Here is a 26,568-nt window from a genome sequence, read left to right as displayed (position 1 = left end):
TCAAGCACTCCAGCGCGGGTCGCGGCCCGTGGCGGCGAGGAGCTGCTCCAGCGGCGAGGCGTCGGCCGGTGCGTCGACGGGTGCCTTGAACACGTTCATCTCGATGGCCATCGGCCCCATCTGCTCGACGAGGTTCCTGACCTCGGCGAACACCTCCGGGTCGGGCTCGAACTTCTGACCGGTCGCCTGCGCGAGGTCGGAGATGTGGATGGTGAGGTCGAGCAGCACGAGCCCGCCGACGGTCTGCGCGGGCATCTGCATGTTGCCCGCGATGCCCTCGTCCGCGCCGGGCTGTCCCCACGCCTCGACGAGCTTCGCGGTCTCGGCCGGGAACTGCGCGCGCCAGTCCGGGTAGGACGGCGTGTGGCTGAAGTCGGCGTCCTGCTTGGCGGCGAGCTTCTGGAACTCGACGACGACGTGCATCAGGTGGTCGAGCAACGCGCGGACGTCGTAGTCGGCGCACGGGGTGGGCTTGGTCAGGTCGTCGTCGCTGATGGACGCGATGACGGGCAGTGCGTGGTCGCGGGCGCGGTCGAGCAGGACGCTGAGCTTCATGGTTGCTGACGCTATGGCTCATGCGGTTCGGCGTTCTTGAAGAAACGCGCCAACCCAGGATCTGTCCTACGTACGATCTGCGCCGTGCAAGGGCCGCGTCGGGACACTCGGGGAATCGTGGACGCGCGCGAGCTTTTCTCTCGTGTGCGGTTCCGGCGCCGCATGCCGTGCGCCGAGTTGCAGCCGTACCTGGAGCACTACTGGCTGATCGACGGTGAGCTGGATTCGCCCTACACCACACACGTCGTGCCGCATCCGTCCGTGAACGTCGTCTTCGAACACGGGCACGCGCACCCGGAGATCGCCGGCGTCGGGCTGGGGTTGTTCAGCCGGGTGCTGGACGGGCGGATTCGCGTGGCGGGCACGCAGTTCCGGCCGGGTGGGTTCCGGCCGTTCCGTGCCGAGCCGGTGTCGCACTGGACCGGGAGGCACGTGCGGCTCGATGTTCCCGCCGCGCTGGTGCTCGATGTGGAGGACGAGGACGAACGGGTCGCCGCGCTCGACGCGTTCCTGCTGGGGATGGGGCCGGTGCCCGACCCGCAGGCGACGAACGCGATGGAGCTGGTCCAACGGATCCGTGACGGCCGGGGGATCCGGCGGGTCGCGGACTTCGCGCGCGCCGAGGGCGTCGCGGTGCGCACGATGCAACGGCTGTTCGCGGACTACGTCGGGGTGAGCCCGAAGTGGGTCATCCTGCGTTATCGGATCCACGAGGCGTTGGAACGCGCGGAGTCCGAGGTGGAGTGGGCCCGGTTGGCCGCTGATCTCGGATACAGCGACCAGGCCCACCTCGTGCGTGACTTCACCCAGACTGTTGGAGTGACTCCAACGGCTTACGCGCGGGCGCTCAGCTGAAGTACTCGCACAGCTCGACGAGGATCCCCTCAGGGCCGCGGACGTAGCAGGTCTTGAGCATTCCCTGGTAGTTCTCGACGTTGCGGACCACCTCGGCGCCGTGCGGCTCGAGGCGGGCGAGGGTGTCGTCGAGGTCGTCCACGACGAACGCGACGTGCCGCAGGCCCAGGGCGTTGATCGGCGCGTGCGAGCTGCCGTCGATGCTCTCGGGGGTCTGGAACTCGCTGAACTCGATCCGGTACCGGTCGTCCGGGGTGCGCAGCATCGCGATCTCGCTCCGGGAGCCGTCGAGGCCGATGACGCCGTCGACGAACTCGCCCTCCATGTGCGCCTTGCCTTCCAGCTCCATGCCGAGCTCCTGGAAGAACGCCACGGCGGCCGCGAGGTCGGTGACGGTGATGCCGAGGTGGTGCATGCTCCTGATTGCCACTTCGTGTGCCTCCTGGTTGCTTTGTACCCCTGGGACGGTGCCGGCGGGATCATCTCTACCTCGAAAGTGGTCCAACTTCGAAGCCGAGTTTTGGCTCTGCTTTCTGGACCGCTTTGACGGCAGAGTCACCGGCATGAGCCTCGCATTCCTGGTCACGACGTTGATCGCGGTCGCCACGCCCGGCACCGGTGTGCTGTACACGCTTTCGGCCGGTCTCGCGCACGGCCGGAAGGCGAGCGTCATCGCCGCGTTCGGCTGCACGCTCGGGATCGTGCCGCACGTGCTGGCCACCGTGACGGGTCTGGCGGCGCTGCTGCACACGAGCGCGCTGGCGTTCGAGATCGTGAAGTACCTCGGTGTCGCGTATCTGGTGTACCTGGCGTGGATGACGTTGCGGGACAAGAGCGAGTTGGTGGTGGACGCGGCGACCGCGCCTGCGTCCGCGCGCAAGGTCGTGGTGTCGGCGGTGCTGATCAACCTGCTCAACCCTAAGCTGACGATCTTCTTCGTGGCGTTCCTGCCGCAGTTCGCGACGGGCTTCGGGCAGATGGTGCAGCTCAGCGCGGTGTTCATGGCGCTGACGTTCGTGGTCTTCGCCGTGTACGGGGTGTTCGCGGCGTCGATGCGCGACCGGGTGCTGGCCCGGCCGCGCGTGATGGTGTGGCTGCGCCGGTTCTTCGCGGCCTCGTTCGCCGCTCTGGGCGCGAAGCTCGCCCTGACGTGAACACCTGGCCGGGGTTCTCAGCCGCAGGCCGCGGCACGCTCCAGCAGCAGCGTCTTCTCGCGTTCGTTGCGGGTCAGTGCAGCGGCCTTCTCGAACTCGGCCTTCGCCTCCTCGGTGCGGCCGAGCTTCGCCAGGAAGTCGCCGCGCACGCTGGGCAGCAGGTGGTAGCCCTGCAGCGCTTTCGCGCCGGCGATCTCGTCGACCAGCGCGAGACCGGCGGCGGGTCCGAAGGCCATCGACAACGCCACCGCGCGGTTGAGTTCGACGATCGGGGACGGCGAGATCTGCGCGAGCACCTGGTAGAGCGTGGCGATGCGCTGCCAGTCGGTGTCCTCGGCCTTGCGCGCGCGACCGTGACACGCGGCGAGGGCGGCCTGCACGTAGTACGGGCCGGGCGGCTGGTTGAGTGCTTCTGCGCGTTCGAGGGCTTTGAGGCCACGGCCGATGAGCAGCCAGTCCCACTTGCTGCGGTCCTGCTCCAGCAGCAGCACGGGTTCGCCGCCGGGGCCGGTGCGGGCCTTGGTGCGGGAGGCCTGGATCTCCATCAGCGCGACCAGGCCGTGGACCTCGGCCTCCTTGGGCGCGAGTTCGGCGAGCACGCGGCCGAGCCGCAGCGCCTCGGTGCAGAGTTCGGGGCGCAGCCAGTCGTCGCCCTGGGTGGCGGAGTAGCCCTCGTTGAAGATCAGGTAGATGACCTCGAGGACGCTCGCGAGCCGGGGCGCGAGTTCGGGGCCTTCGGGGACCTCGAACGGCACGCCGGCGTCGGCCAGGGCCTTCTTGGCGCGCACGATGCGTTGCGCGACGGTGGCGTCGCTGACCAGGAACGCGCGGGCGATCTCCTCGGTCTTGAGGCCGCCCAGCATCTTCAACGTCAGCGCGACCCGTGCCTCGGTGCCCAGCACCGGGTGGCAGGCGGTGAACATGAGGCTCAGCAGATCGTCGCCGATCTCGTCCTCGATGCCCTCGCTGGCGTCCGGCGTGGCCTCCTGGACGTCGCGGCCGATCTCCTCGACCTTGCGGTTGAAGTTCTCGCGCCGCCGGATCTGGTCGATGGACCGCCGTTTCGCGGTGGTCATCAGCCACCCGCCGGGGTTGCGCGGCACGCCTTCTTCCGGCCACTGCTCCAGCGCCGCGACCAGCGCGTCCTGTGCCATCTCCTCGGCGAGACCGACATCGCGCGTGTACCGGGCGAGTGCGGCGATGACCTTCGCCGACTCCATCCGCCAGACCGCGTCGATGGTGCGGTGCACCGAGGTTGTAGCCCCCATGGGGGCATCAGACCACAGGCACCTGACGTATTTCCACGACGCACGCCGGAAGGGGGATCCGCCGGACGCGTTCGACTGCTTCCTCGTGGTCGCGGACGTCGATCAGCCAGTACCCCGACACCCCGTACGCGTCCGGCACCAGATCACCCGCGTCGAGCAGAACACCCGCGCGCAGCAGTGGGTCCCTGTGCAGCGCGGCCAACGGTTTCGGGCTTTTGACGAACACCATGAACCGCACCGGACCTCCTCGTTCGCTCCCCTTGTGAGGACGTCGAACGAGGAGGTGCCGAAATCGACGCGAAGATCAGGCCGTGAAGTCGGCCGCGTGATCACGCGCCCACTGCGCGAACGTCCGGTACGGCCTGCCGGTCAGCTTTTCGTAGTCCGGTGACACGACGAACTCGTAGTCGGCGAAGTCGTCGGGGTCGCCGCCCTCGTAGCCGCTCATGCCGAGGATGTAGCTGGCGATCTCCTCTGGCCAGCCGACGCTCACGTAGTAGGCAAGCGCCTCGTCCCGGGTGACGTCCTGGAACGTCAGCTCGCGCCCGATCGCCTCACCGATGGCCCTGGCCATGTCCCGCTGGGTGATCTGCGGCGGGCCGGACAGGTTGTAGGCCTTGCCCGCGTGGCCGTCCTCGGTGAGCGCCTTGATCGCCACGTCGGCGATGTCGGCCTCGTGGATCGGCTGACCGAACTCGTCGGGGCCGGGGTGCACGATCGTGCCGTCCTCGCGGATCGACGGCCCCCACAGGTCGATCTTGTTGACCGCGAACTCGCCGGGTCGCAGATGCGTCCACTCGACGCCGGACGCCTCGACGGCCTGTTCGACCGGCAGGTGGTGGGTCGTGTCGTAGCCGTAGGTCACCGCACCCGAGGACAACGTCACGATCCTGCGCACGCCGGCTTTCACCGCGCGGTCCACGACTTCCTGAGCGGTCGGCGGGTGCACGAACAGGTACAGCTTGTCCACGCCGTCGAACGGGAGGCTGTCCGGGTCGTCGAGGTCGGCCTTGACGACTTCCACGTGTCCCGGGAAGTTCGCCTTGTCCGGGTTGCGGGTGATGGCCCGGACGTCGGTCTTCAGTCCCCGCACCACCAGCCGGCCGACGTGGCCCGTCGCACCGGTCACCAGGATCGTCATCGGATTCCCCCTTCGATTCCGTCCAGCAACTTCTCCAGCCCGTAGTCGAACGAGCCGCGCATGTTGTCCGCGAGCGTGCCCCCGGTGTCGTACGCACCGGCGTTCCACAGGTTCGTCATCGTCGGGTACCGCTCGACGTCGAAGTAGTCGTCCCAGAACACCTGCCGCGCGCCCCACCACGAGTCCCCGGACTCGCCGGTCTTCTCCGCGAGCTGTTGATCGTCCACTTCGGACGCCGCCGCGCCGTGCACGAACCCCTCGACCGCGATGTGCGCCACCGTCACGTGCCGCGGCTCCAGCCCGGAATCCGCGAGCGCGGCCAGCACGAACTCCTGGCCGTCCATCAGGCCTGGCCCGAGCGGCGGGCGCACCATCGACACGTCCCGCATCCACGGGTGTGCCTGGTAGACCGCGCGGGTGCGGTCGGCGTAGTGCCTGATGCGCTCACGCCACGTGCCCTCGGGCGTGAGATCGCGTTCCTGCAACACGATGTCGGCCATCAGGTCGATCAACTCGGCCTTGCCGGGCACGTGCGTGTAGAGCGACATGGTGCCGACGGTCAGTTCCTGCGCGACGCGGGCCATCGACATCGCGCCGAGCCCCTCGCGGTCGGCCACCGCGATCGCCGCGGTGACGATCTGGTCGACGCTCACCTTGGGCTTCCTGCCGACCGGTTTCGGCTGCTGCGGCGTGCGCCAGAGCAACGCGAGCGTCCTGACCGGGTCTCCCCCGCCGCTGCGTTCGGCGGCCATCCGTCCACCCCATTTCCGTAGGCCATACGGAAACAATACCGTACGGTCTACGGAAACGGGTGTCAGCTGAGCGCCGGCTCGATCCAGACCGCACTGACCTGCTGCTCGCTGTAGCAGGAACCGCCGAGGAAGGCGGCCTCCAGCCGGATCCTCAGCGCGTTGGTCACGTCGACGTCGAGGTCGCGCACCTGCCCCAGTCCGAGCTGGAAGGTGGCCGAGTCGATCTTCGTGTCGTCCACGAAGACGCGGAACTCGACGCTGTGGCCGCTCTTCGACCCGTCGTCGAGCCCGGCCTTGACCCGGAGCCGCTTGAACTTGCGGTCGAGGTGGTACGTGCGCGAGGCCAGCGAGCCCGACCTGCCGCAGGCGCCCATGACCATGGCGATCGTGCGCTGGTAGTCCCTGGTGTCGACCCGCCGGGCCCCGACGACGTTGACCCCCGCCTCTTCCACGGGGTTCAGGTCGAGCAGCGACTTGCCGCCGGGGACGGCCTGCTGCACCGGCGCGCCACCGGACACGGTCACGGTCTCGGTGCGGACGACGGTCACCGCGGCGGAGTCCGTCCCTTGTTTGCGCCCCGCGTAGTAGGCGCTCACGCCGGTTGCGGCGCCCGCGATCAACGCGGTGATGAGGGCGGCTGTCACGGCACCGCGCCGGGTGATCCGGGCGGCCTCGATGGCGGGGTCGACGGTCTTCTGTCCGGTCACGAACCGACTGTCGCAGCCCGCCACCGGGACGAAACTCCGATTTGGCGTGATCAACCCGTTCGGCCGATCAGGCAACCAGTGCTCCGCGGCGCGAGCAGGCAGGCAGCGCACATCGAACCGGCCACCGCCTGGCACGTCCTGGCCGCGCCTAGTTGACGTACCAGATGACGTGCACGCTGCCAGCGGACACGTCCTTCAGCTCCGCGCACACCTCGTGCGCCGCCACGAGCCCGGTCCGCCGGCACATCCGCTCGGCGCCGGGAGAAAGCGAACTCGCCGGGGCGTATCCGCGTGAGTCGAGGTGCGTGCGCATCACCTCGCGCGCGCTGTCCCCGGTCGCGTCGACCTCACGCCAGCAACCACCGGAACCACACCCGATGCGCCCTTCGGCCACCTGCAACCCCGGCGGACCCGGCACCACGCCCTCGTCACCGGGCGGCGCCTCCATCCGCATCACGGCGACGAAGCCCCCGGCCACGAACCCGCCGACCACCAGGACCGGCAACACCAGCACGAGGACCGTCCGCCCCTCCACGAGCAGACCGGCTCCGAGGACCACCGCGACGAGCAGCGGCAGGAGCCAGAACGTCTCGACGAACGACGGCACCCAGGGCCCGGACCAGTCCAGTGCGCGCGGCACGACGAACCACACCACCAGCCCCAGCACGATCAGCCCCGTGACCACCCGTGTTCGCTGATTCCTCGCCACGCCCGAAGAAGCCCCCAGATCGGCCATGCGCGCAGTATCTCCGAACGCGGAAACGCCGCCCCGATCCGGGACGGCGTTTCCTGTGTGGTGGGAGCTGGTCTTCAGGCTGCCAGATCGGCACCGGCCGGTTCGAGCAGCAGTTGCGTGACCCGCAGCTGACGGGCGGCGGCCCGCAGGTCCTTGACGATCTCGGCGACGTCGTGGCCCAGGTCGCGGTCGGCCCGCGAGGCCAGCGACGTCGCGGAGGCACCCAGCCGGGCGGTCGTCTGCCTGATGTCCTCGAGCGCGGACCGCAGTTCGTCGACCGTCAGCGGGGAGTTCATGACCGCCAGGCCAGGCTGGTCAGCATCTCCTTGCCGCGTTCGGCGCTGCGCGGGTTGCTGAGCACGTCGTAGCGACCGGCCACGAGCTGGGTGGTCGAGGCGAAGTCGCGGCGGCCGCGCTGGGCGCCGTACCGGACGGCGGCGCTGGCGAGGCCGAAGATCGTACCGGCGACCAGGCCCGTGATGATCGGGGCGATGGCGCCGCCGGTCGAGAACAGGCCCAGCAGCAGACCGACGAACAGACCGAACCAGGCACCCGACGCGGCGCCCGCGCCGAGGACGCGGCCCCAGGTCAGACGGCCGGTGACGCGTTCGACGATCATCGTCTCGACGCCGACGATGGTGACGTCGGCGACCGGGAAGTCGTTGTCCGCCAGGTGGTCGACGGCTCGCTGCGCCTCTTCGTAGGTGCCGTACGAACCGATCGGCCAGCCCGTGGGCGGCGTGGGCAGAGCGTTGACGCCTGCGTTGGCCCCTGCGGCAAACGGAGTCGCGGTGGTCATGTGCAACACCTCCGAAGTGCGATCCCCTACACCTGGTACTACGAACGCGCTTCCACGGGTGTTCCCGAAGTTGAGCTGATGTGACTCAGCTCCCCCTCGGTAAGCGTAATGTCCAGCGATTTCAGGGTTTCGGCGAGATCTTCGACCTGAGAAATCTCAGGTTCCGCACCCGCGCGCTCGACGGTGAACTTCGACCCGACCAGCCGGCGGCTCAGGCCCGGTTCGAGACGCATGACGACGAGCTGGCGGCTGAACGGCGAACGCTCGTGCGTGGCGACGTAGTAGTTGGCGGCCATGTAGTCGACGGGCCGTTGCTCGACATCTGGTTCGAACGCGTGCATGTGCTCCCAGCCGTGCGCGGCCTGCTTCTCCAGCACCCACCGGCCTTCGGAGCGCCGCAACCGGTGCGGCCACCCGGCCTGGTCCACGATCGCGCCGTCGACGAGCGGCATGGGGTGCAGCATCCCGGCGCCGAAGCCGACGTCGACGAGGTGGTTGTCGACGAGGGACATGAAGTGCGTGCGCGGCCCGGTCATGACCCGGCTCATCCTGCGCGCGACCGTGTACCCGAGACGTTCGAGCACGGCGGTGAACAGCAACTGGTGCTCGTAGCAGTAGCCACCGCGGCGCCGGGCGATCATCTTGTCCTGGATGTCGGTGAGGTCCAGCGACGGCACGAGGCCGAGCATGACGTCGATGTTCTCGAACGGGAAGGCGCGCACATGCGCCTCGTGCAGCTCCGTCAGCGAACTCGACGCGGTCGCTCCTGTGCGTGCGAAGTACGCGTCGAGGTCCACGAGATCCGTCTGCCACATGCGGTTCCCCCTGGTCAACGCGTACTCGACCTCGCCGTGTTCGCTGCCGGGCAACGGGTCGGCCCAGTCGACGTGGAACGTGCGGACGTGCCGCAGCCCGCACTTCTCCATGACGCGCCGCGATCCGGCGTTGACGAACATCGTGGTCGCGACGACCCGCTGCACGCCACCCTCGGCGAACCCGCGTTCGATCAGGGCCTTCCCGCCCTCGGTGGCGTACCCGCGGCCCCAGAACTCGGGGTGCAGCCGGTACCCGAGCTCGACCACGCCGTCGCCGACGGGTTTGAACTCGAACCAGCCGACGAACCGCCCGGTCGACTTCTCGTGAGCGGCCAGGAAGCTGTCGCCGAGGAAGTGCTCGACCGGTTCGGGGTCGAGGTACCTCATGACCTCGGGGTCGGCGTGCAGCGCGTGCAGTTCGTCCACATCGGACGGCCCGAGCGGGCGCAGCGTCAGGCGTTCGGTTTCCACGAACGAATCGTGCCCCGGTCGTCCACCGGTTTACCGCACATCAGCGACGCGACCGCCGCCACCTGGAACGCCCCGCCGACGGATCGTCGCTGTCAACGGGCCCAGCGTGGTCTGTCTACGGGACGTCTTTCGGCTTGATCGTCTCCAGCACGGTGCCGGCGGCGTCGCGCACGACGACACGGGCGTCGGGGTGCCGGTCGATCAGGGGTGCGACCAGCACGAACGTCCCGTTGGCGAGCTGGGCGGGCACGTCGGCGGAGCCGGGCCGGACGTAGGTGATCGAGGCGACCCGCGGGTCGCGGACCAGGCCGACGGCCGCGTAACCAGTGCTTCCGCCGTCGTAGTACTCCCCCTTGTCGTTCACCTTGAACGGCTTGAAGTCGTAGAACGCGGGCATCGCCGCGATGGTCTCGCCGCGGACCTCGTCCAGGTCGTCGACGTCGAACACCATGCCCGGCGTCGGTTCGTGGCCGGACTCCCGGCAGTAGAGCAGCAGGTCGCCGAAGCGGCCCGTGATGATCGTGTCGGTGGCGCTGACCTCGGCTGTGAGACCGAGCGCGAACTGGTCGGGGTCCGGCACGGCCCGGTCCTGGAGGCAGTCGGCGAGCCGCGCGGCCTCGGGGGTGTCGCGGACGGCGGGCGGCAGTGGCCGGTCGACGACGGACGCAGTGGGCTTCTGCACGCCCCGCACGGCGAAGTCCTCACCGTTGACCAGCGCCTTCGTGCCCGTCTCCGCCTTCTGGAAACCGCTGGGCGCGAGGAACAGCCCGTCGATCAGCGCCGGCATGGTGTTGTTCTGGCCGGAGTCGGCGATCCGGGACAGGCTGAGGAACTTCACGTCGGGCGAGACCAGGCCCGCCATCGTGCCGCTCGGCGTGGTGAACAGGATCTTCACCTTGCGGCGGCCGTCCTCGATCTTGACCGGGTTCGGGTCCGAGATCGTCGTGGTGGTGGCGGTGTTCGCGCAGAAGAACACGCCGGTCGGACCGCGGAACGCCGTGAGGACCGTGCCGTTCTTGTGGCTGGTGGCGATCGTCCGCCACTGCTCGGCCGGCGGGTGCGCCTCCGCGGCTGCGGTGCAGCGGGCCAGCGCGTCGGGGGCGACCTTGCCGGGCTCGACGTGGTTGACCACGTTGCGGTCCTTGCCGACGAACTGCCCGTTCTGCTGATACGACGGGCCGGCGACCTCTGCGTTCTCGCCGTAGAGGGTTTGACCTGCGAAGACGGCGCCCGCGGCGAGCATGCTCACACCGGCGGCGATCAGGATCGGCCTGCCGTTGCGGGCGGAGGGGTTCATGCCTTCGCTGACGCGGCGGCGGGCGCGCATGCGGACGTCGTCGGGCAGGGTGCGGTTCTCGGGCAGCTGGTCGATCATCCGTTGTCCTCGGGTGTCAGGTCGCGCAGGCGGGCGCGGGTGCGGGAGACGCGGGCACGGACGCTCGACTCGGCGATGCCGAGGAGCGTGGCGGCGTCGGCGGTGGACATGTCGCCGAGCAGGCAGAGCTGGGCGATCTCACGTTCGGACTGCGGCAGCTTCGCGATGGCCGCCACGACCAGCGCGAGGCGGCGCTGGGCGTCGGTGCGGGCGGCGACCTCGTCGGCGTGGTCGCGTTCGTCCTGCGGGGTCAGCCTGGTGACCAGCCGCAGCGCTCTGCGGGATGCCCGCCATTCGGTGCGGGCGCGGTTCGCCGTGACGGTGTAGAGCCAGGGCAGTGCCGAGTCGCGCACCAGCTGGGCCTCGCCGCGCTTGCGCCACGCGGTCAGGAACGTGGCGGAGAGCAGGTCCTCTGCCTGCGACCAGGAGGCGGTGAGCCGGTAGGCGTAGTTCCACACCGCCTCGGCGTGGCGTTCGAACAGCTCGGTGAACGCGGCGTGGTTGCCCTCGGCGATGAGCTCCCACAGCCGTGTGTCCGGCGGCGGGCTCGTGCCCGCTCGCTCGGTCGTTTCAGTCATCACACTCCGCCTGGGGCCGCCACCGCCCAGTGTGCTGCGTGACGCGGGTCACTCGGTACCGGGGAGTAGCCCCTCGCGGCAGGCGTGGATGACAGCGATGGCAAGATCTTCGCGTGCCGATCGAGCAGCAGCAGTCCGGCAGTGTTGAGCCGGCGACCCAGGTGTTCGCGAAGATCACGATCGAGGAAGCGACGGTGCCGGCGACGACGCCGGTCACGCCGGCGCCGGCAGCCCCGACAGCGGCCACACCCGCCACGGCGGCCGCTGCGGCGTCCGCCCGTCAGAGCAAGTCGCTCACCAGGCGGCTCGCCCGGCGGATCCTCGGCCCGACCTTGATGACGAAGAAATAAGGGCTAGCGATCGGGGACCTGTCCGAGCCCACCGCACACCCGGCAGGCGGTCCGGTCCTCGTTGAGCCCAGAACCAAGGCATCGGCTGCACTCCTTCACAGAAGAACAGTGTCCGCTTCTACTCCAAGTGGACGCATCCGCCAAGCAGGGACCCGAACGGCAATAATGGGTGACCCCCATCGTTCACGCTCGGTGATCACACCGGGGTGGACGGTCCGGCCGGGATCTCGTTGGCACGTGAGACATTGCCTGCGACGATGCCTCCGCGTTCACCGTTCGGAAGCTTCCACCAGCCAGAACAACCACGGGGGCACGGATGCGACATCTCGTGCAGCACAAGGCCTTGAGGGCCGGGCACGGGTTGCTTCCACGACATGGTTCCGGACCCCTCGCACAGCAGGCAGGTGTCCTCTTCGCACTCCACGCAAGGTAATTACTCCACACCGGACACTTCGGGCAATCGCTGGATCGAGGGGAGATCACCGATGGCAGTCGCGATCGTGACGGGAGCGGGTTCCGGGGTGGGCCGGGCGGCGGCGCGAACCCTGCTGGCAGCGGGTTTCCAGGTCGCGCTGGCGGGCCGGCGCGAGGACGCGTTGACCGAGACCGGAGAGGGCTTTCCCGACTCCACGCTCGTTGTACCGACCGATGTGTCGCGTGAGGACTCCGTCGTCTCTTTGTTCTCCGCGGTGGTCTCGGCGTGGAGCCGCGTCGACGTGTTGTTCAACAACGCGGGCACGAACGTCCGCGCGACGCCGGTGGAGGAGTTCAGCCTCAGCGCGTGGGAGAAGGTCGTCGGTGTGAACCTCACCGGCGCGTTCCTGTGCGCCCGCGAGGCGTTCAAGGTGATGAAGACCCACGGCGGCGGCCGGATCATCAACAACGGCTCGATCTCCGCCACCGTGCCCCGCCCGCACGCGGTGGCGTACAACGCGACCAAGCACGCCATGACCGGTCTGACCAGGTCACTGTCGCTGGAGGGCCGCGCGCACAACATCGCGTGCGGCCAGATCGACATCGGCAACGCCGCCACCCCGCTGACCGAACGCATGTCGCAGGGCGTGCTGCAGGCCAACTTCTCGACGGCACCGGAACCGACGTTCGACGTGCAGCACGTGGCCGACGCCGTGCTCTACCAAGCTCAGCTGCCGTTGAACGCCAACGTGCAGTTCATGACCGTGATGGCCACGACCATGCCCTACATCGGCAGGGGCTGAGCCTGGTAGAGGCCACCGCCGCGCTCGAGCAGCCCGAAGTCCACGAGGTAGCGGCGGATGGTCACGTGGTCGACCTCTCCCCCGTCGCACCACGCGTGGAGCCGCTCGTTGATCTCCTTCTCCTCGTAGTAGGTCTGCGGGGTGAAGGCGTGCGAAGCAACGTGCTCAAGAATCTTGCGGCGCCGTTCGTGCGCAACAGGCAGTGAGATGAGCTTCTCGCCCCGCACGAACGGCGCGAGCCCGTCCGACGGCATCTGCTCGGTGAGCGTCGCGGCCAGCGGCTTGAGGTCGGCGGCCCGGGCCGGTTCACCCTCGACCAGCCCGGCCTCCCGAAGCTTGCGCAACGCCGTCCCGGCGTCCTTGACCGGCAGTCCGGAGGCGGCGGCGATGTCGGCCAGGGTCCCCGCGCCGAGAACGACGGCGGCGAATGCCCTGAGCCTCGTCGGTTCGGCCAGCGCGCGCACAACGGTCTCCGGAGTGGTCATGCCTGCGAACCTAACGCCGCCGTCCATCCGATTTCAGCGGCCCTCAACGGCTATCAGCGCGACGGCGCGCCCTGCCACTCCGTCATCGGCCCACCAGACCCTCGGCCATGACGTCGTTCAGGTACCCGTCGAAGTCCGGCACGTCGGGCTCCAGCACATGCCGCACCCACGCCGTGCGCTCGTGCGCCAGCGGCGGCAGCTCCCACACACACCCGATGAGGTCCTTCGGGATGACCGTGAAGTGCGTGAGGTCGGGATCGGTCGAGCCGAGGAACGGCTGGTCACCCGACACGGCGGTGCGGCAGTGCAGGACGTTGTCCCAGACCCAGTTGTAAGCGTTGAGGTACATGCCCGCGGCACTGCGGTGCAGCACGGTGACCGTGGCGGGCGGGGTCGGGTCGGCGAAGTCCGGGTAGATCTTGGGCAGGAACTCGTAGGCGGCCGCGCGGATGTCGTCGGTGATCTCCAGGCCGGGGGTGACGACCTCGTAGCGCTTGACGTGCCTGCCCGCGATGACCAGCGGTTCCCGCACCGCCAGCTCCTTCTCGTAAAAAGCCATAGGTCGAACGTATGAGCTAACCCTGACAGGGTGTGTCAGTGTCTTCATGATCTGTCGTGGGGGATGCACGGCCGGGTAACGCGGCGACGGCGCGGTGCGACAGTCCGTCCGTTCGGCAGCACGTCGTTCGGCGGCAGACGAGAGGTGACACCGTGTCCGATGAGCCCGAGGTCGATCCCGAAGTCGGCGCGTTCCAGCCGTACGTGCAGAAGGCGACTGGTCTTGGCACAGGCCCAGATTGGCAGAACCCGTATCCCGCAGGGTCACTGCGGCGTATCCGCGCCTTCGCAACGATCGAGGAAGCGGGCGTGCAGGCAACGACCGAAGCAGTGATCCTTCTGCACTCGATTCGCCGCATCCTCATGTCGATGCTGGTCATCGTGCCGGTCGCGGCCGCTGCCCTGTTCATCGCGCTGATGATCATGGACAACGCGTCCGCGCCCGCGTCGTGCACCTCGATCTACACCTGCTAGTGAACGACGTCGTTGGCGTTCCAGCCGGTACGCGCGTGGGTCACTGACAACCTGTGACAGTGTCTTCGCGTGCGCGCGAGTCGATTGGTGTCGTTGCTCCTCCTGCTCCAGACCAAGGGGCGGATGACCGCGCAGGCACTCGCCGACGAGCTGGAGGTGTCGATCCGCACCATCTACCGCGACGTCGAGTCGTTGCACGCGGCCGGTGTGCCGCTCTACGGCGACGCGGGGCCGGCCGGCGGTTACCAGCTTCTCGACGGTTACCGGACCAAGCTCACCGGGTTGAACGAGCAGGAGGCGGAGTCGCTGTTCCTGGCCGGGTTGCCGGGGCCGGCGGCGGATCTGGGGCTCGGGGACGCGGTGTCGGCGGCGCAGCTCAAGCTGATGGCGGCGTTGCCGTCGTCGATGCGGGACCGGGCTTCGCACATGGCCGAGCGGTTCCACCTCGACGCGCCTGCCTGGTATTACGACCCGGAGCGGTCGCCGTTCCTGGAGCGTGTGGCGGACGCTGTGTGGCGTTCGCGGCTGCTGGAGGTCAGTTATCGGCGCTGGCAGTCGCCGGAGGACGTGACGCGGATGCTGCGGCCGTTGGGGCTGGTGTTGAAGGCCGGGCGTTGGTACCTGGTGGCGCAGGGGTCGTCGCGGATCTCGACGTACCGGGTGGCGCAGATCCAGGCGGTGAAGGTGCTGGACGAGTCGTTCGAGCGGCCGGCGGGATTCGACCTGGCGACGCACTGGGCGGCGTCGCTGGAGGACTTCCAGGCGCGGCAGTACACCGGTGAGGCGGTCATCAGGCTCTCGCCGCGTGGCTGGGAGTCGTTCTCGTCCCACGTGCTGCCTGTCGTGGCTCGTGCGGCGCGGGAGTCCGCGGTGGACGACGGCGGGCACATCAGGGCGACGATTCCGATCGAGTCCATCGGTCACGCGGCCGGGATGCTGCTGCGGATGGGCGGCGAGGTCGAGGTGCTGGCGCCCGCCGAGCTGCGCGAGGAGGTCGCGGAGGCGGTGCGTCGGCTGGCGTCGATCTACCTGCCGCAACTGGCGGGTGGGTGGCCGGCACCTGCAGCTCCACGAGATCCAGGACACGTGATCCCGTAGCGCGCGAGGTGGTGCCACAGGTGCTTCACGACCTGTGGTGCCGCGTCCGCGTTCTCGAGGATGTGCGGGTCGATGAACCCGTCCTGCGCGATCGCCAGTCCTAACGCGACGGACTCCGGTGTGCGGTAGTCCGCGTGACGCAGCAGATCCTCTGTGGACAGCCGGAACCCGGCGTGGCGCTCGACCGGGCACGGCAGGTCGACGTCGGGGAAGCTCGGGTCCAGGACCAGCGCTTCGACGTCGTCCAGCGTGACCGGGCCGTGGATGTGGGCCTCGACGTAGTTGTCCAGCGGGTCGCGGTCGTCGACCAGGTCGAGCAGGGCGAAGCGCTGGGCGGTGCCGAAGTCGACGGGATCGAACACGCTGTCGGGGTAGCAGAACGTGGTGCGGTCCAGCACGTCTTCGCGCAGCCGCAGGTGGGCTGAGCCGAACCTCGGCGCGCCGCCGTGCTCACGGCCCAGATGGTTGAGCGCTCCGTACTTGGGTCTGTCGGAGGGCGGAGCGTCGTCGTAGGCGCCACCGAAGAGCCGGCTCTCCCACTCCCAGCGAGCGCCGCCGGGGTGGGCGGTCAGGCCGCCGTTGCTGGTTCCGGTCTCGAACTGCGAGCGGTAGACGCCGTCATGAGCAAGCCTCTCCAGGACGCCGCGTCCGGGGTGGAAGTTGAGCGTGACGCGCAGGTCACGTGACAGCGGACCGCCGGTCGACCGTGCGGCGACGTGCGCGATCGCCTGCTCAAACCCCACGGGCGAGCTCCCGGTCATGCACGCGCGCCAACGTCACCAGCCCGATGATCGCCCCCAACAGCGCCATGAACATGTCCCACTGGGTGTCCCACACATCGCCCTGAGTCCCGAGAAAATCATCCGCGGCCGAACCGCCAAGCACCGCCGACCCCCACTCGAGCAGCTCATAGCTGGCGCTGAACGCCAAACACACGCACACCACGAGAAAGAACAGCCACCCGGCCGGCCGCAGCGGCGTCTTGCGGACGAGCAGTTCGCGAGCCAGCAGAGCCGGCACGAAGCCCTGGACGAAGTGGCCGAACCGGTCGTAGTGGTTGCGCGCGAGGTCGAACAGGTCCTGCACCCAGAACCCGACGGGCACGCGGGCGTAGGTGTAGTGGGCGCCGAGGATCAGGACCAGCGCGTGGACGAAGATCAGGCGGTAGAGCAGCGGTGTCAGCCGGAACCGCCGGTACGTCGCGATCAGGATGGCGGCGCCGATCACGGCCGGTGCCACCTCCAGGTACCAGGTGGCGCGGTCGTGGGGGTTGATGCCCGAGACGACCAGGGCGGCAGCGGTCAGGGCGAGCAGGATCAACGGCTCGGTGGCGGAGCGCTCACAGGTCACGGATCACCTTGCAGGGGTTGCCGACCGCGAGCACGCGCGGCGGGATGTCGCGCGTGACGACGCTGCCCGCGCCGATCACGGCGTTGTCGCCGATGGTCACGCCCGCGCACACGATGACGCCACCGCCCAGCCACACGTTGTCGCCGATGGTGATCGGCGCGGCGGACTCGAAGCGCTGGCGGCGGGCCTCGTGGTCCTCGACGGGGTGCAGGGCGGTGAGCAGCTGGGCTCGGGGGCCGATGGAGACGTCGTCGCCGATGGTGATCGTGGCGCAGTCCATCAGGATGGCGTCGTAGTTGAGGAAGCTGTTGGAGCCCAGGTGGACCTGGTAGCCGTAGTCGCACTGGAACCGCGGCATGACCCACGAGCCCTCGCCGATGGAGCCGAAGAGTTCCTTGATGACCGTGTCGGAGCGGGTGGCGTTGAACTCGTCCACCAGTTGCTGTGCGCGCCGGCGTTCGGCGACCAGTTCGGGGTCGGAGTCCTTGTACAGCCGGCCGGTCATCATCTTCTGCTTCTCGGTGATCACCCTTCGAGAGTGCCCGAACGCAGCAGCGCGCGTGCTCTCTTCGCGGCGATCTCCATCAACGCGGTGAGGTCCGCGGCGTCGAATCCGGGTGGCGGTTCGACCGCGAGCACCACAGGTGTGGTGGCCGGAAGGGTGGGACGGGCGGGCAGTTGACCTGCGGGTTCGTGCGAGACCACCACAGGTGTTCTGGTTCCGACGGGTCCGGCGACGCGTTGTTTCAGCGCGTCGAGGAGTTCCTGTTCCGGTTTTCCCTTGAGCAGCAGCAGGACGAACGGGTCGGCGTCGAGCAGCCAGCCGACCTGGAACGCGAGTGCGGCGGCGTGGCGGCACGGGAGTTCCCAGCCGTCGCAGTCGCAGTCGGGTTCGAGGTCGCCGATGCCGGGCAGCAGGTCCACACCGGACTCTTCGGCGGCGGCGACGAGGTCGCGCGGCATGTTGTTGTCCAGCAAGGCGGCGATGTGGCCCGCCTGTTCGGCGACGCGGTCGAGGAACCGTCCCCATTGGACTTCGGACAGGGCGGGAACGCGGACGGTGGTGCTGTAGACGGTGTCGTCGTCGTGGACCTGGGCGTGCAGGAGTCCGGGGCTCACGGTGATCGGGCCGACGACGCCGGCGTGGGCGTAGCGGCGGCCGAGGCGGATCATGGCGTTGTCGAGCGCGGTGTCCTCCAGCGCCTTCACCCACGCCTTGCCCCACCACGTCGTGGCGACGCGGCGTTTCACCTTGGGGAACGCGGCGAATCCGCGTGCGGTCATCAAACGCTCCTGAGCTGGACGAGTTCGGCGAGTTCGGCGTCGGTGAGCTCGGTGAACGCGGCCTCTCCCCCGTGCAGGACGGCGTCGGCGAGGTCGCGCTTGTCCTGCAGGAGCGCGGCGATGCGTTCCTCGACGGTGCCCTCGGTGACGAGCTTGTGCACCTGGACGGGCCTGGTCTGGCCGATGCGGTAGGCGCGGTCGGTGGCCTGGTCCTCGACGGCGGGGTTCCACCAGCGGTCGAAGTGGATCACGTGGTCGGCCCTGGTGAGGTTGAGGCCGGTGCCGGCGGCTTTGAGAGACAACAGGAAGACCGGTGCCTTGCCCTGCTGGAAGTCGTCGACCATCTGCTCGCGCCGCGGGATGGGCGTGCCGCCGTGCAGGAACCGGGTGGGCTGCTTGATGTGCTGTTCGAGCAGGCGGGCCATGCCGACGTACTGGGTGAAGATCAGCGCCGAGCCGTCCTCGGCGATGATCGTGTCGAGCAGTTCGTCGAGGAGTTCGAGCTTGCCGGACGTGCCCTGCGGCGCGTCGTGGCCGAGGTAGTGCGACGGGTGGTTGCAGATCTGCTTGAGGCCGGTCAGCAGCTTGAGCACTAGGCCGCGGCGGGCGATGCCGTCGCTGTTCGCGATCTGGTCGAGGGTTTCCCTGGTCAGCGCCTCGTACAAGGCCGCCTGCTCGGTGTTGAGCGAGACGAACCGGTCGGTCTCGGTCTTGGCGGGCAGTTCGGGGGCGACGCCGGGGTCGGACTTGCGGCGGCGCAGCAGGAACGGCCGCACGACCTTGGCGAGGGTGTCGTCGGGTTCCGGCCAGCGGGTGCGGAACGCGCGGTGCGTGCCGAGCAGGCCGGGTGTCGTCCAGTCCAGGATGGACCACAGCTCGGACAGCGAGTTCTCGACCGGGGTGCCGGACAGGGCGACGCGCGCGCCTGCCGGGATGCCGCGGAGTGCCTTGGCGGTGCCGGAATGCGGGTTCTTGACGTGCTGGGCCTCGTCGGCGACGACCATGCCCCACGTGTGGTTTCTCAGTGATTCGGCGTCCAGGCGCATGGTGCCGTAGGTGGTGAGCACGATGCCTTCGGAGGCGAGGGTCCGTTGTGGACCGTGGTAGCGGGTGACCGGGGTTCCCGGGGCGAAGCGCTGGATCTCGCGTTCCCAGTTGCCGAGCAGTGAGGCGGGGCAGACGACCAGCGTCGGGTGTTCGTGGCGGCGGTGCAGGTGCAGGGCGATGAGGGTGATGGTCTTGCCGAGGCCCATGTCGTCGGCGAGGCAGGCGCCCAGGCCGAGTCCGGTCATGTGGGCGAGCCAGCTCAGGCCGTGCAGCTGGTAGTCGCGCAGGTGGGCCTTGAGCGCGGACGGCTGTGGGAGTTGCGGGACGGTCGTGATGGCGGTGGTGAGGCCGTGCGGGGCGACGTCGACGTGCTCGCCGTCGATGATCGCGGTGCCGGTGAGGGCGGCGGTGACGGCCTGGACCGCGGTGATCGGGGCGAGCTGCCGGCGGGCCTTCTTCCTGAGCTTCGGGTCGACGAGGACCCACTGGTCGCGCAGCCTGATCACGGGCCGGCTGGCCTCGGCGACGACGTCCATCTCGGCGTCGGTCAGCTCGTCGTCGCCGAGCGCGAGCCGCCAGTTGAACGTGAGCAGGTCGTCGGCCTGGAACTGGCCGCCGGGTTCGCCGATGACCGCCTTCGCGGACAGCGTGGTGGTGAGGTTCTTGGGCCAGTGGACCTCGATGTCGGTGTCGAGGAGTTCGGCGACCTCGCCATCGGTGAGCTCGGCCTGGTCGAGCAGGCGTTGCAGAGGTGGCCAGGTGGCGCGGCCGATGGCCTTGATGGCGTCGAGTTCGCGACCGGAGCCGCGGACGTCCCGCGGATAGGCGTCGGTGATGGCGCGGACCTGGACGATCGCGCGGAACCGCAGGTCGTCGGTGGTCTCGATGCGCAGTGACAGCTTGATCTGCTCGTCGGCCCACGCCTTGAGCTCGGGCACGTCGTGGGGTTCGGGGCTCGCGAACGGACCGTCGCCGGACCGGGGCAGCGTGTCCGCGACGGCGTCGAGGAACTGGCGGAGTTGCTCGTAGTCGCCGTGCGCGGCGAGCCGGCGCAGGTGGAGCTCGTCGGCGTGGTCGAGCGGTCCGATGCGCCACGTGTCGTGGTTGCCGGCCGTCACGCCGGGCACGATCCGGCCACGGGCGACGAGGTTGAGCGCGGTCGCGGTGGCCACTCCCCAGTAACCGTCGTCGTGCAGCGCGTCAGGCAAGGCTTCGAACAGGGGTTTTCCGTTGAACTGGCCGAGGCGGGGTGGGTCCGCAGGCACGAACATACTCTGTACCGTACACCATACGGTACGCTAGGGTGGCGGTCGTGATCGAACACACGGGCAGCGGTGACCCGGCGCGGACGCTGGCGTTGCTGTGGCGTACCCAGGAGCGGGTCTCGCGCAAGGGCAAACCGGACCTGAGCGTCGACCGCATCGTGCAGGCGGGGATCGCGCTGGCCGACGCGGACGGGCTCAAGGCCCTGTCGATGCGCCGCGTCGCCGAGTCGCTCGGCGTGGGCACGATGTCGCTGTACACCTACGTGCCCGGCAAGGGCGAGCTGATCGACGTCATGGTCGACACCGTGCAGGCCGCGACCGGCCGTGAGGTGGCCGAGGACTGGCGCGCGCACCTGACGTACGTGGCCCGGGAGAACCTGGCGCTCTACCGGCGGCATCCGTGGTTGTTGCAGGTGGCGCCGTCGCGGACGGTGCTGGGTCCGCAGGTGGCGGCGAAGTACGACTTCGAGCTGCGCGGGCTGGAGGGCGTCGGCCTGTCGGACGTGGAGCTGGACTCGGTGCTCAACCTGGTGCTGGGGCACGTGCAGAACTCGGCCCGCGGGCTGACCGCGGCGGCGGTGACCGAGCAGGAGACGGGGCTGACCGACCAGCAGTGGTGGGACGCGGCGGCGCCGTTCCTGATGACGGTGTTCGACCCTGCGCGGTATCCGGTGGCGGCACGGGTCGGCGGCGCCGTCGGGGAGGCGCACCAGAGCGCGTTCAGCCCGGAGCACTCGTTCGAGTTCGGCCTGGAGATGATCCTGGACGGCGTCAATCGCCTGATCGAGTCGCGGCGCCAGTAACACCTGAGTGACACCTGGCGGGATGCGTCGTTAATTCCCACGCGGTGTCCTCCGGGTGCCTACAGTTACGCCACGCCGATCAACTCGCCACCGTGGGAGGCCTGCTCGTGGTGATGGACTCGCAGCCCCGGCAGGCGCTGGTGCGCCGGGTCACCGGTCTCGCGCGGTCGACACCGGGGCGGTTGAGCCTGATCATCGTGGTGCTGGCGCTGGCGAGTCTCGTGAGCGGCGCGCTGACGACGTGGAGCGTGGTCCGGCAGGAGCAGGCGCTGGAGGACCTGGCGACGCGGTCCGAGCCTCTCGCGCACGCGGCGCAGGAGGTCTACCGGGCGCTGCAGGACGCCGACGCGACGGCGGCGAGCGCGTTCCTGTCCGGCGGGCTGGAGCCTCCCAAGCTGCGGGAACGCTACGAGGCGGACATCGCGCAGGCACAGGCCGCGCTCTCGGTCGCGACGGCCTCCTCCCCCGACCTGACGGCGACGCTGGCCGCCCAGCTGCCGGTCTACACGGGGTTGATCGAGACGGCGCGCTCGAACAACCGGCAGGGTTTCCCGGTGGGCGCGGCGTATCTCCGCGAAGCCTCGGGGTTGATGCGCGCGCAGCTGCTGCCGGCGGCGCAGGAGCTGTACCGGGCGGAGACGGACCGGGTGGCACGGGCCCAGGACGAGGCGGACTTCCCGTGGGGCTCGGTGTCGGTCGCGCTCGCGTTCGTGGTCGCGCTGTTCCTCACCCAGCGGTATCTGACCCGCAAGACGAACCGGCTGCTCAACGTCGGCCTGCTGATCGCGACCGGCGCGGCGGTGGTGTCGCTGCTGTGGGTCACCACGGTGTCGGTGCTGGTGATGAACGACGTGGCGGACTCCCGCACGGCGTCGGAGAAGGCCGACGTGCTGGCGCAGGCGCGGATCGCGACGCTGACCGCACGCGGCGACGAGACGCTGACGCTGGTCGCGCGTGGTGCGGGCCAGGCGTACGAGAAGAACTTCGTCGAGGTCTCCGAACGCCTGGAGGGGCAGCTGGACCAGGCAAAACAGCTGGAGAGCACCGAGGCCGTCGACCAGGCGATGCGGCACTTCCGGCAGTGGCAGCAGGTGCACCAACGCATCCGCGAGGCCGACGACGCCGGCCAGTACAACGACGCGGTGGCGCTGATCGACAACCCGTACTTCGACTCGCTGGACCAGGACCTGGTGCGGGCGATCGGGGAGGCCCGCCAGGACTTCAGCGACGAGGTGGCGGTGGCGCGGGCGTCGCTGGCGGGCACGGTGGTCGGGGTGCTGGTGCTGGCGGTGATCAGCGCGATCGGGTCGACGATGGGCTTGTGGCAGCGACTCAAGGAGTACCGGTGAGGCGACTGACACTCGCGGCGATCATGCTGCTCAGTGCGTGTTCGGCGGGACCGGCGCCGAGCGACATAGTGCCGCGCACCGCTCCCGCGCCCCAACCGGCCAACGCCAGCACGGTCACGGCCGCACCGAGCAGCTCAGCGGCCCCGGCGCCGTCGTGCGACCCCACGGCGAGCCTGCGGCCGGGCGCGTTGCCGGCGGCGGGTCAGATGCCGGCGGGGTCGAACATGGAACGGATCCTCAAGCGCGGCCGGTTGATCGCCGGGGTGGACCAGAACTCGTACCTGATGGGGTTCCGCAACTCGTTCACCGGCGAGATCGAGGGCTTCGACGTCGACGTGGCGCGGCAGATCGCGAAGGCGGTCTTCGGTGACGACAAGAAGGTGCAGTTCAAGGTCGTCACCGCCGCGGAACGGATCGGCATGCTGCAACGCGGCGAGGTCGACGTCGTCGTGCGGACGATGACGATCACCTGCGACCGCCTCAAGGACGTGGACTTCTCGCAGGTCTACTACCAGGCCGGCCAACGCGTGCTGGTGCGCCGCAACTCGGGCATCACCGGGGTGGACAGCCTCCAGGACAAGAAGGTGTGCGTGGCGTCCGGGTCGACGTCGCTCAACAACGTGATCAACCGGGTGCGGACGACGGTGAGCGTGCCGAACTGGACCGACTGCCTGGTGATGCTGCAGCAGGGGCAGGCGGACGCGATCTCCACCGACGACACGATCCTGGCGGGGCTGGCGGCGCAGGACCCGTACACCGAGGTCGTGGGGGCGCGGTTCACCGAGGAGCCCTACGGCGTCGGCGTGCCCAAGGGCCAGGAGGACCTGGTCAGGTTCGTCAACGGCGTGCTGGAGCGGATGCGCGCCGACGGCACGTGGGGCGTGATCTACGGTCGTTGGCTCAGCACGCTGGGTCCGGCACCAGTGCCGCCTGTCGCTCGTTATCGGGATTAGGGAGGGGTCGCCTGATGAACGAGACGAGCGAGGAACTGGATCTGCCCGCGACCGGGCCCGCGACGTCGCCGGGGACCGCGCCGTGGTCGGTGTCGCAGGAGGCGTCCCGGTCCGGATCGGGGCGGTCGCGGCGGGGCAGCGCGCGGTCGATGAGCCGTGGCCGGTTGGGCGCCGGGCTGGTCGAGGTGCCGCGGGTGCCGTACCGGGATCCGAAGACCGCGGTGCTGGAGAACCCGGAGGTCCCGGAGGCCAAGCGGTTCTGCTCGAAGTGCGGCAAGAAGGTCGGGCGGCGCAAGGACGGCAAGCCGGGCCGGGTGGAGGGGTTCTGCCCGCAGTGCGGGCACGCGTACTCGTTCACGCCGAAGCTGGCGCCGGGTGAGGTGCTGCACGACCAGTACGAGGTGCTGGGATGCCTCGCGCACGGCGGTCTCGGCTGGCTCTACCTGGCGCTGGACCACGCGGTGAGCGACCGGTGGGTGGTGCTGAAAGGCCTGCTCGACTCGGGTGACGCGGACGCGATGGCGGCGGCGCTGGCCGAGCGGCGGTTCCTCGCCGAGGTCGAGCACCCGAACATCGTGAAGATCCACAACTTCATCCGGCACGAGAGCGGCGACAGCGAGAAGCTCGTCGAGTACATCGTGATGGAGTACGTCGGCGGCGAGTCCATCAAGGACATGATCACGCGCCGGCGCCGGGACGGCCGTGGCGACGAGGCGTTGCCGCTGGCGCAGGCGATCGCGTACGTGCTGGAGATCCTGCCCGCGGTCGGCTACCTGCACGGCGTGGGGTTGTTGTACTGCGACTTCAAGCCGGACAACATGATCCACACCGAGGAGCAGCTCAAGCTGATCGACCTGGGCGCGGTGCGGCGCGTCGACGACCACCACTCCCCCATCTACGGCACGATCGGCTACCAGGCGCCGGAGATCGGCACGATCGGGCCGTCGATCTTCTCCGACATCTACACCGTCGGGCGGGCGCTCGCGGTGATGAGCTTCCCGTTCGACTTCCGCGGCCGCTGCAAGGACCGGTTGCCGACGGTCGACGAGGAACCGCTGCTGGGCCGGTTCGAGTCGTTCCACCGGCTGCTGCTGCGCGCCACGAACCCGAACCCCGAGCTGCGGTTCTCCTCGGCGGAGGACATGGCCGACCAGCTCACGGGCGTGCTGCGCGAGGTGCTGGCGATCGAGGACGGCGTGCAGCGGCCGGGCCCGTCGCGGCAGTTCACGCCGGAACGCCGCCGGTTCGGCGTGGAGGGCGCGCTCGACCTGCCCGAGGTGGCGCTGGCGTTGCCGGCACCGAGCGTGAACACCTCCGACGCGGCCGCCTCCTGGCTGGCCACGGCGACGACGTCGGATCCGGCGGGGTTGCGCAAGGCGCCGGAGTTCACCGTGGAGGTGCGGTTCCGGATCGTGCGGGTGCTGATCGAGTCCGGTGACACCGAGGCCGCCCTGCGCGAGCTGGAGGCGCTGACGGCGCCGTCGATGTTCGACGAGTCCGAGATCGACCCCGAGGACTGGCGGCCCGACTGGTACCGGGGTCTCGCCGCGCTGACCGACGGACGGGCCGGGGACGCGCTGGGGTTCTTCGACGCGGTGTGCTCGGCCGTGCCCGGTGAGGCGGCGCCGAAGCTCGCGCTGGGCGTCTGTTACGAGGCCACGGATGATCTGAAGGCGGCGGCGGGCTGGTACGAGCTGGTGTGGCGGACCGACCACGCGTACGTGTCGGCGGCGTTCGGCCTGGCGCGGGTGCTGCTCGCCTGCGGGGACCGGTCACGGGCCGTCGAGGTGCTGCTGTCCGTTCCGGACACGTCTTCACAACATCTCGCCGCGCAGATCGCGGCGGTGCGCGCGCAGCTCGGCGACTGCGCGGCCGAGGACCTCGTCGCGGCCGGGGAACGGTTGCACGCCTTGGACATCGACGTTCATTCGCACACCCAGCTGTCGGCGGAGGTGCTGGAGGCGGCGTACGACTACGTGACCCGCAATCAGGCCGCCGAGGGCAAGGTGCTGGACTGTGCACTCTCCGAACACGAGCTTCGGCTGGGTCTAGAGGCGCGCTACCGCACGCTGGCCCGGTTCGCGGCCACGCCGGAGGAACGGATCGCATTGGTGGACCGCGCGAACGCGGTAAGGCCTAGGACGTTGGTTTGATGGACACCCTGAAGTGCCCGGAGTGCTTCGCGCCCGTCGCGCCGGAGGACCGGTTCTGCGAGGCGTGCGGACGCAACCTGCTGGTCCGCCGCACGCCGCTGGGCGGACCGACCGGTCCCGCGCAGGCCTCGTGCATCCTGTGCGGCTCGCCGGACATCGATGACGAGGACTACTGCACCCAGTGCGGCCGGCACCAGCCATCGGCGCGTGACCGGGTCGAGTACACCCTCGGCGCGGTGTCCGGGGTCAGCGACCGGGGCAAGCGGCGCGCGCGCAACGAGGACTCGATGGCGTTCGGGCACGTCGCGGGCAAGGGTGTCGCCGCCGTGGTCTGCGACGGCGTGGCCTCGTCCGAACGGGCGGAGCAGGCCTCCCAGGCCGCCGCCGACGCTGCCGTCGACGTGCTTCTGAACGCGCTGATCGACACCGCGGACCCGGAGCAGGCGATGATCGACGCCGTCGCCGCGTCCTGCTTCTCCGTCGAGCAGCTCGTGGAAGCCGAGCCGATGGAGGCGGGCGGCCGGGGCGTCGCGCCGTCGTGCACGTTCGTGTCGGCGCTGGTCACGGAGAACTCGGTGACGATCGGCTGGGTCGGCGACTCGCGCGCCTACTGGCTGGCCGACGAGGGCTCCAAGCAGCTCACGACCGACGACACCTGGGCCGCGCAGCTCGTCTTCGAGGGCGTGCTGACCGAGGAACAGGCCCGCACGGACCGTCGCGCGCACGTGCTGTCGCGCTGGATCGGCGCCGACGCGGGACAGGTGGTTCCGCAGGTCGTGACGCTGCAGCCGACCGGGCCCGGCGTGTTCCTGCTGTGCTCGGACGGGCTGCACAACTACCGCCCGCAGCCCGAGGACCTGCAGCCCTTGCTGCCGTGCGGGCCCGAGGAGTTCGTGAAGGTCGCCCTGGAAGCCGGCGGCCACGACAACATCACCGTCGTGCTGGTGCCGTTCACCCCTCGCGCCGTAGAGTAGCG

The 26,568-nt window shown here is 69.5% G+C and carries 31 protein-coding genes; 11 read left to right on the top strand and 20 right to left on the bottom strand.

Annotated features, from left to right (window positions below):
- Complete coding sequence (locus SK803_RS09115) at positions 1 to 555, bottom strand: TIGR03086 family metal-binding protein (RefSeq protein WP_319965382.1); 555 nt, start codon at positions 553 to 555, stop codon at positions 1 to 3.
- Between the two features lie 84 nt (positions 556 to 639).
- Here SK803_RS09115 and SK803_RS09110 point away from each other — a divergent pair, with 84 nt between their 5' ends.
- Entirely contained in the window at positions 640 to 1,410 is a 771-nt protein-coding gene (locus tag SK803_RS09110) for a helix-turn-helix domain-containing protein (RefSeq protein WP_319965381.1), read from the top strand.
- On the opposite strand, the gene SK803_RS09105 is transcribed toward SK803_RS09110, so the two are convergent.
- A complete protein-coding gene (locus SK803_RS09105) occupies positions 1,403 to 1,840 on the bottom strand; it encodes a VOC family protein (RefSeq protein ID WP_319965380.1) in 438 nt (145 codons plus the stop codon). The two genes, SK803_RS09110 and SK803_RS09105, sit on opposite strands and share 8 nt — an antisense overlap.
- A 133-nt stretch (positions 1,841 to 1,973) precedes the next feature.
- On the opposite strand from SK803_RS09105, the gene SK803_RS09100 reads away from it, so the two are divergent.
- On the top strand, positions 1,974 to 2,564 hold the full coding sequence (locus SK803_RS09100) for a LysE family translocator (RefSeq protein ID WP_319965379.1): 591 nt from the start codon (positions 1,974 to 1,976) through the stop codon (positions 2,562 to 2,564).
- A gap of 17 nt (positions 2,565 to 2,581) precedes the next feature.
- On the opposite strand, the gene SK803_RS09095 is transcribed toward SK803_RS09100, so the two are convergent.
- The 11 genes from SK803_RS09095 to SK803_RS09045 form a co-directional block, all read right to left on the bottom strand.
- Entirely contained in the window at positions 2,582 to 3,832 is a 1,251-nt protein-coding gene (locus SK803_RS09095; RefSeq protein ID WP_319965378.1) for an RNA polymerase sigma factor, read from the bottom strand.
- 7 nt (positions 3,833 to 3,839) lie between these two features.
- Entirely contained in the window at positions 3,840 to 4,070 is a 231-nt protein-coding gene (locus SK803_RS09090; protein ID WP_319965377.1) for a YciI family protein, read from the bottom strand.
- 66 nt (positions 4,071 to 4,136) lie between these two features.
- A complete protein-coding gene (locus tag SK803_RS09085) occupies positions 4,137 to 4,973 on the bottom strand; it encodes an NAD(P)H-binding protein (RefSeq protein ID WP_319965376.1) in 837 nt (278 codons plus the stop codon).
- The gene (locus tag SK803_RS09080; RefSeq protein ID WP_319965375.1) at positions 4,970 to 5,725 is read right to left on the bottom strand and encodes a TetR/AcrR family transcriptional regulator; all 756 of its coding nucleotides are present in this window, start codon (positions 5,723 to 5,725) and stop codon (positions 4,970 to 4,972) included. Before SK803_RS09080 ends, SK803_RS09085 begins: the two co-directional genes overlap by 4 nt.
- 62 nt (positions 5,726 to 5,787) lie before the next feature.
- Complete coding sequence (locus SK803_RS09075) at positions 5,788 to 6,432, bottom strand: NPCBM/NEW2 domain-containing protein (RefSeq protein ID WP_319965374.1); 645 nt, start codon at positions 6,430 to 6,432, stop codon at positions 5,788 to 5,790.
- Between the two features lie 148 nt (positions 6,433 to 6,580).
- Positions 6,581 to 7,168: a hypothetical protein gene (locus SK803_RS09070; RefSeq protein ID WP_319965373.1), complete on the bottom strand. Its 588-nt coding sequence runs from the start codon at positions 7,166 to 7,168 to the stop codon at positions 6,581 to 6,583.
- 74 nt (positions 7,169 to 7,242) lie between these two features.
- On the bottom strand, positions 7,243 to 7,464 hold the full coding sequence (locus SK803_RS09065; RefSeq protein WP_319965372.1) for a hypothetical protein: 222 nt from the start codon (positions 7,462 to 7,464) through the stop codon (positions 7,243 to 7,245).
- On the bottom strand, positions 7,461 to 7,967 hold the full coding sequence (locus SK803_RS09060; RefSeq protein WP_319965371.1) for a general stress protein: 507 nt from the start codon (positions 7,965 to 7,967) through the stop codon (positions 7,461 to 7,463). The genes SK803_RS09065 and SK803_RS09060 overlap by 4 nt, the downstream gene beginning before the upstream one ends.
- A gap of 38 nt (positions 7,968 to 8,005) precedes the next feature.
- Positions 8,006 to 9,253: a GNAT family N-acetyltransferase gene (locus SK803_RS09055; protein WP_319965370.1), complete on the bottom strand. Its 1,248-nt coding sequence runs from the start codon at positions 9,251 to 9,253 to the stop codon at positions 8,006 to 8,008.
- Between the two features lie 115 nt (positions 9,254 to 9,368).
- Entirely contained in the window at positions 9,369 to 10,628 is a 1,260-nt protein-coding gene (locus SK803_RS09050) for a hypothetical protein (protein ID WP_319965369.1), read from the bottom strand.
- A complete protein-coding gene (locus SK803_RS09045) occupies positions 10,625 to 11,206 on the bottom strand; it encodes an RNA polymerase sigma factor (protein WP_319965368.1) in 582 nt (193 codons plus the stop codon). The genes SK803_RS09050 and SK803_RS09045 overlap by 4 nt, the downstream gene beginning before the upstream one ends.
- Positions 11,207 to 11,319: 113 nt before the next feature.
- On the opposite strand from SK803_RS09045, the gene SK803_RS09040 reads away from it, so the two are divergent.
- Entirely contained in the window at positions 11,320 to 11,556 is a 237-nt protein-coding gene (locus tag SK803_RS09040) for a hypothetical protein (RefSeq protein WP_319965367.1), read from the top strand.
- Between the two features lie 485 nt (positions 11,557 to 12,041).
- Complete coding sequence (locus SK803_RS09035) at positions 12,042 to 12,773, top strand: SDR family oxidoreductase (protein ID WP_319965366.1); 732 nt, start codon at positions 12,042 to 12,044, stop codon at positions 12,771 to 12,773.
- Here SK803_RS09035 and SK803_RS09030 read toward each other — a convergent pair.
- Positions 12,755 to 13,258 (bottom strand): DUF2087 domain-containing protein, encoded by a 504-nt coding sequence (locus tag SK803_RS09030; RefSeq protein ID WP_319965365.1) that lies wholly within the window; start codon positions 13,256 to 13,258, stop codon positions 12,755 to 12,757. The genes SK803_RS09035 and SK803_RS09030 overlap by 19 nt on opposite strands.
- A gap of 82 nt (positions 13,259 to 13,340) precedes the next feature.
- Positions 13,341 to 13,817 carry a hypothetical protein gene (locus tag SK803_RS09025; RefSeq protein ID WP_319965364.1) on the bottom strand — a complete coding sequence of 159 codons (477 nt, stop codon included), beginning with the start codon at positions 13,815 to 13,817 and terminating at the stop codon, positions 13,341 to 13,343.
- A 152-nt stretch (positions 13,818 to 13,969) separates the two neighbouring features.
- On the opposite strand from SK803_RS09025, the gene SK803_RS09020 reads away from it, so the two are divergent.
- Complete coding sequence (locus SK803_RS09020) at positions 13,970 to 14,290, top strand: hypothetical protein (protein WP_319965363.1); 321 nt, start codon at positions 13,970 to 13,972, stop codon at positions 14,288 to 14,290.
- A gap of 69 nt (positions 14,291 to 14,359) precedes the next feature.
- Positions 14,360 to 15,388, top strand: coding sequence for a helix-turn-helix transcriptional regulator (locus tag SK803_RS09015; protein WP_319965362.1), 1,029 nt, complete (start codon positions 14,360 to 14,362; stop codon positions 15,386 to 15,388).
- On the opposite strand, the gene SK803_RS09010 is transcribed toward SK803_RS09015, so the two are convergent.
- Genes SK803_RS09010 through SK803_RS08990 form a run of 5 tightly spaced genes read right to left on the bottom strand, consistent with a single transcriptional unit; the run spans position 15,316 to position 20,340 of the window.
- The gene (locus SK803_RS09010; protein WP_319965361.1) at positions 15,316 to 16,149 is read right to left on the bottom strand and encodes a DUF3626 domain-containing protein; all 834 of its coding nucleotides are present in this window, start codon (positions 16,147 to 16,149) and stop codon (positions 15,316 to 15,318) included. The two genes, SK803_RS09015 and SK803_RS09010, sit on opposite strands and share 73 nt — an antisense overlap.
- Positions 16,121 to 16,738: a DUF2238 domain-containing protein gene (locus tag SK803_RS09005; RefSeq protein ID WP_319965360.1), complete on the bottom strand. Its 618-nt coding sequence runs from the start codon at positions 16,736 to 16,738 to the stop codon at positions 16,121 to 16,123. Before SK803_RS09005 ends, SK803_RS09010 begins: the two co-directional genes overlap by 29 nt.
- Complete coding sequence (locus SK803_RS09000; RefSeq protein ID WP_406601511.1) at positions 16,728 to 17,246, bottom strand: sugar O-acetyltransferase; 519 nt, start codon at positions 17,244 to 17,246, stop codon at positions 16,728 to 16,730. The genes SK803_RS09005 and SK803_RS09000 overlap by 11 nt, the downstream gene beginning before the upstream one ends.
- Before the next feature lie 17 nt (positions 17,247 to 17,263).
- Positions 17,264 to 18,022: an SWIM zinc finger family protein gene (locus tag SK803_RS08995; RefSeq protein ID WP_319965357.1), complete on the bottom strand. Its 759-nt coding sequence runs from the start codon at positions 18,020 to 18,022 to the stop codon at positions 17,264 to 17,266.
- The gene (locus SK803_RS08990; RefSeq protein WP_319965356.1) at positions 18,022 to 20,340 is read right to left on the bottom strand and encodes a DEAD/DEAH box helicase; all 2,319 of its coding nucleotides are present in this window, start codon (positions 20,338 to 20,340) and stop codon (positions 18,022 to 18,024) included. Before SK803_RS08990 ends, SK803_RS08995 begins: the two co-directional genes overlap by 1 nt.
- A 41-nt stretch (positions 20,341 to 20,381) precedes the next feature.
- Between SK803_RS08990 and SK803_RS08985 the strand changes: the two genes are divergently transcribed.
- From SK803_RS08985 to SK803_RS08965, 5 genes are all read left to right on the top strand, one after another.
- Positions 20,382 to 21,137 carry a TetR/AcrR family transcriptional regulator gene (locus SK803_RS08985; protein WP_319965355.1) on the top strand — a complete coding sequence of 252 codons (756 nt, stop codon included), beginning with the start codon at positions 20,382 to 20,384 and terminating at the stop codon, positions 21,135 to 21,137.
- A gap of 92 nt (positions 21,138 to 21,229) precedes the next feature.
- Entirely contained in the window at positions 21,230 to 22,486 is a 1,257-nt protein-coding gene (locus tag SK803_RS08980; protein ID WP_319965354.1) for a hypothetical protein, read from the top strand.
- Positions 22,483 to 23,439 (top strand): glutamate ABC transporter substrate-binding protein, encoded by a 957-nt coding sequence (locus tag SK803_RS08975; protein WP_319965353.1) that lies wholly within the window; start codon positions 22,483 to 22,485, stop codon positions 23,437 to 23,439. Before SK803_RS08980 ends, SK803_RS08975 begins: the two co-directional genes overlap by 4 nt.
- Before the next feature lie 14 nt (positions 23,440 to 23,453).
- Positions 23,454 to 25,592: a serine/threonine-protein kinase gene (locus SK803_RS08970; protein ID WP_319965352.1), complete on the top strand. Its 2,139-nt coding sequence runs from the start codon at positions 23,454 to 23,456 to the stop codon at positions 25,590 to 25,592.
- The gene (locus tag SK803_RS08965; RefSeq protein ID WP_319965351.1) at positions 25,592 to 26,566 is read left to right on the top strand and encodes a PP2C family serine/threonine-protein phosphatase; all 975 of its coding nucleotides are present in this window, start codon (positions 25,592 to 25,594) and stop codon (positions 26,564 to 26,566) included. Before SK803_RS08970 ends, SK803_RS08965 begins: the two co-directional genes overlap by 1 nt.
- Positions 26,567 to 26,568: the final 2 nt, after the last annotated feature.

This window comes from Lentzea miocenica (genome assembly GCF_033949945.1).
GTDB lineage: Bacteria > Actinomycetota > Actinomycetes > Mycobacteriales > Pseudonocardiaceae > Lentzea > Lentzea miocenica.
Note: the sequence above shows the minus strand (reverse complement) of the source record. Positions and strands in the feature narration are given on the sequence as shown.

Bases quoted from the DNA above. Each gene is read 5' to 3' on its own strand.
- SK803_RS09115 (WP_319965382.1), bottom strand. From the start codon at position 555: ATGAAGCTCAGCGTCCTGCTCGACCGCGCCCGCGACCACGCACTGCCC.
- SK803_RS09100 (WP_319965379.1), top strand. From the start codon at position 1,974: ATGAGCCTCGCATTCCTGGTCACGACGTTGATCGCGGTCGCCACGCCC.
- SK803_RS09095 (WP_319965378.1), bottom strand. From the start codon at position 3,832: ATGGGGGCTACAACCTCGGTGCACCGCACCATCGACGCGGTCTGGCGG.
- SK803_RS09085 (WP_319965376.1), bottom strand. From the start codon at position 4,973: ATGACGATCCTGGTGACCGGTGCGACGGGCCACGTCGGCCGGCTGGTG.
- SK803_RS09080 (WP_319965375.1), bottom strand. From the start codon at position 5,725: ATGGCCGCCGAACGCAGCGGCGGGGGAGACCCGGTCAGGACGCTCGCG.
- SK803_RS09070 (WP_319965373.1), bottom strand. From the start codon at position 7,168: ATGGCCGATCTGGGGGCTTCTTCGGGCGTGGCGAGGAATCAGCGAACA.
- SK803_RS09065 (WP_319965372.1), bottom strand. From the start codon at position 7,464: ATGAACTCCCCGCTGACGGTCGACGAACTGCGGTCCGCGCTCGAGGAC.
- SK803_RS09060 (WP_319965371.1), bottom strand. From the start codon at position 7,967: ATGACCACCGCGACTCCGTTTGCCGCAGGGGCCAACGCAGGCGTCAAC.
- SK803_RS09050 (WP_319965369.1), bottom strand. From the start codon at position 10,628: ATGATCGACCAGCTGCCCGAGAACCGCACCCTGCCCGACGACGTCCGC.
- SK803_RS09045 (WP_319965368.1), bottom strand. From the start codon at position 11,206: ATGACTGAAACGACCGAGCGAGCGGGCACGAGCCCGCCGCCGGACACA.
- SK803_RS09035 (WP_319965366.1), top strand. From the start codon at position 12,042: ATGGCAGTCGCGATCGTGACGGGAGCGGGTTCCGGGGTGGGCCGGGCG.
- SK803_RS09030 (WP_319965365.1), bottom strand. From the start codon at position 13,258: ATGACCACTCCGGAGACCGTTGTGCGCGCGCTGGCCGAACCGACGAGG.
- SK803_RS09025 (WP_319965364.1), bottom strand. From the start codon at position 13,817: ATGGCTTTTTACGAGAAGGAGCTGGCGGTGCGGGAACCGCTGGTCATC.
- SK803_RS09010 (WP_319965361.1), bottom strand. From the start codon at position 16,149: ATGACCGGGAGCTCGCCCGTGGGGTTTGAGCAGGCGATCGCGCACGTC.
- SK803_RS09000 (WP_406601511.1), bottom strand. From the start codon at position 17,246: ATGATGACCGGCCGGCTGTACAAGGACTCCGACCCCGAACTGGTCGCC.
- SK803_RS08995 (WP_319965357.1), bottom strand. From the start codon at position 18,022: ATGACCGCACGCGGATTCGCCGCGTTCCCCAAGGTGAAACGCCGCGTC.
- SK803_RS08990 (WP_319965356.1), bottom strand. From the start codon at position 20,340: ATGTTCGTGCCTGCGGACCCACCCCGCCTCGGCCAGTTCAACGGAAAA.
- SK803_RS08970 (WP_319965352.1), top strand. From the start codon at position 23,454: ATGAACGAGACGAGCGAGGAACTGGATCTGCCCGCGACCGGGCCCGCG.
- SK803_RS08965 (WP_319965351.1), top strand. From the start codon at position 25,592: ATGGACACCCTGAAGTGCCCGGAGTGCTTCGCGCCCGTCGCGCCGGAG.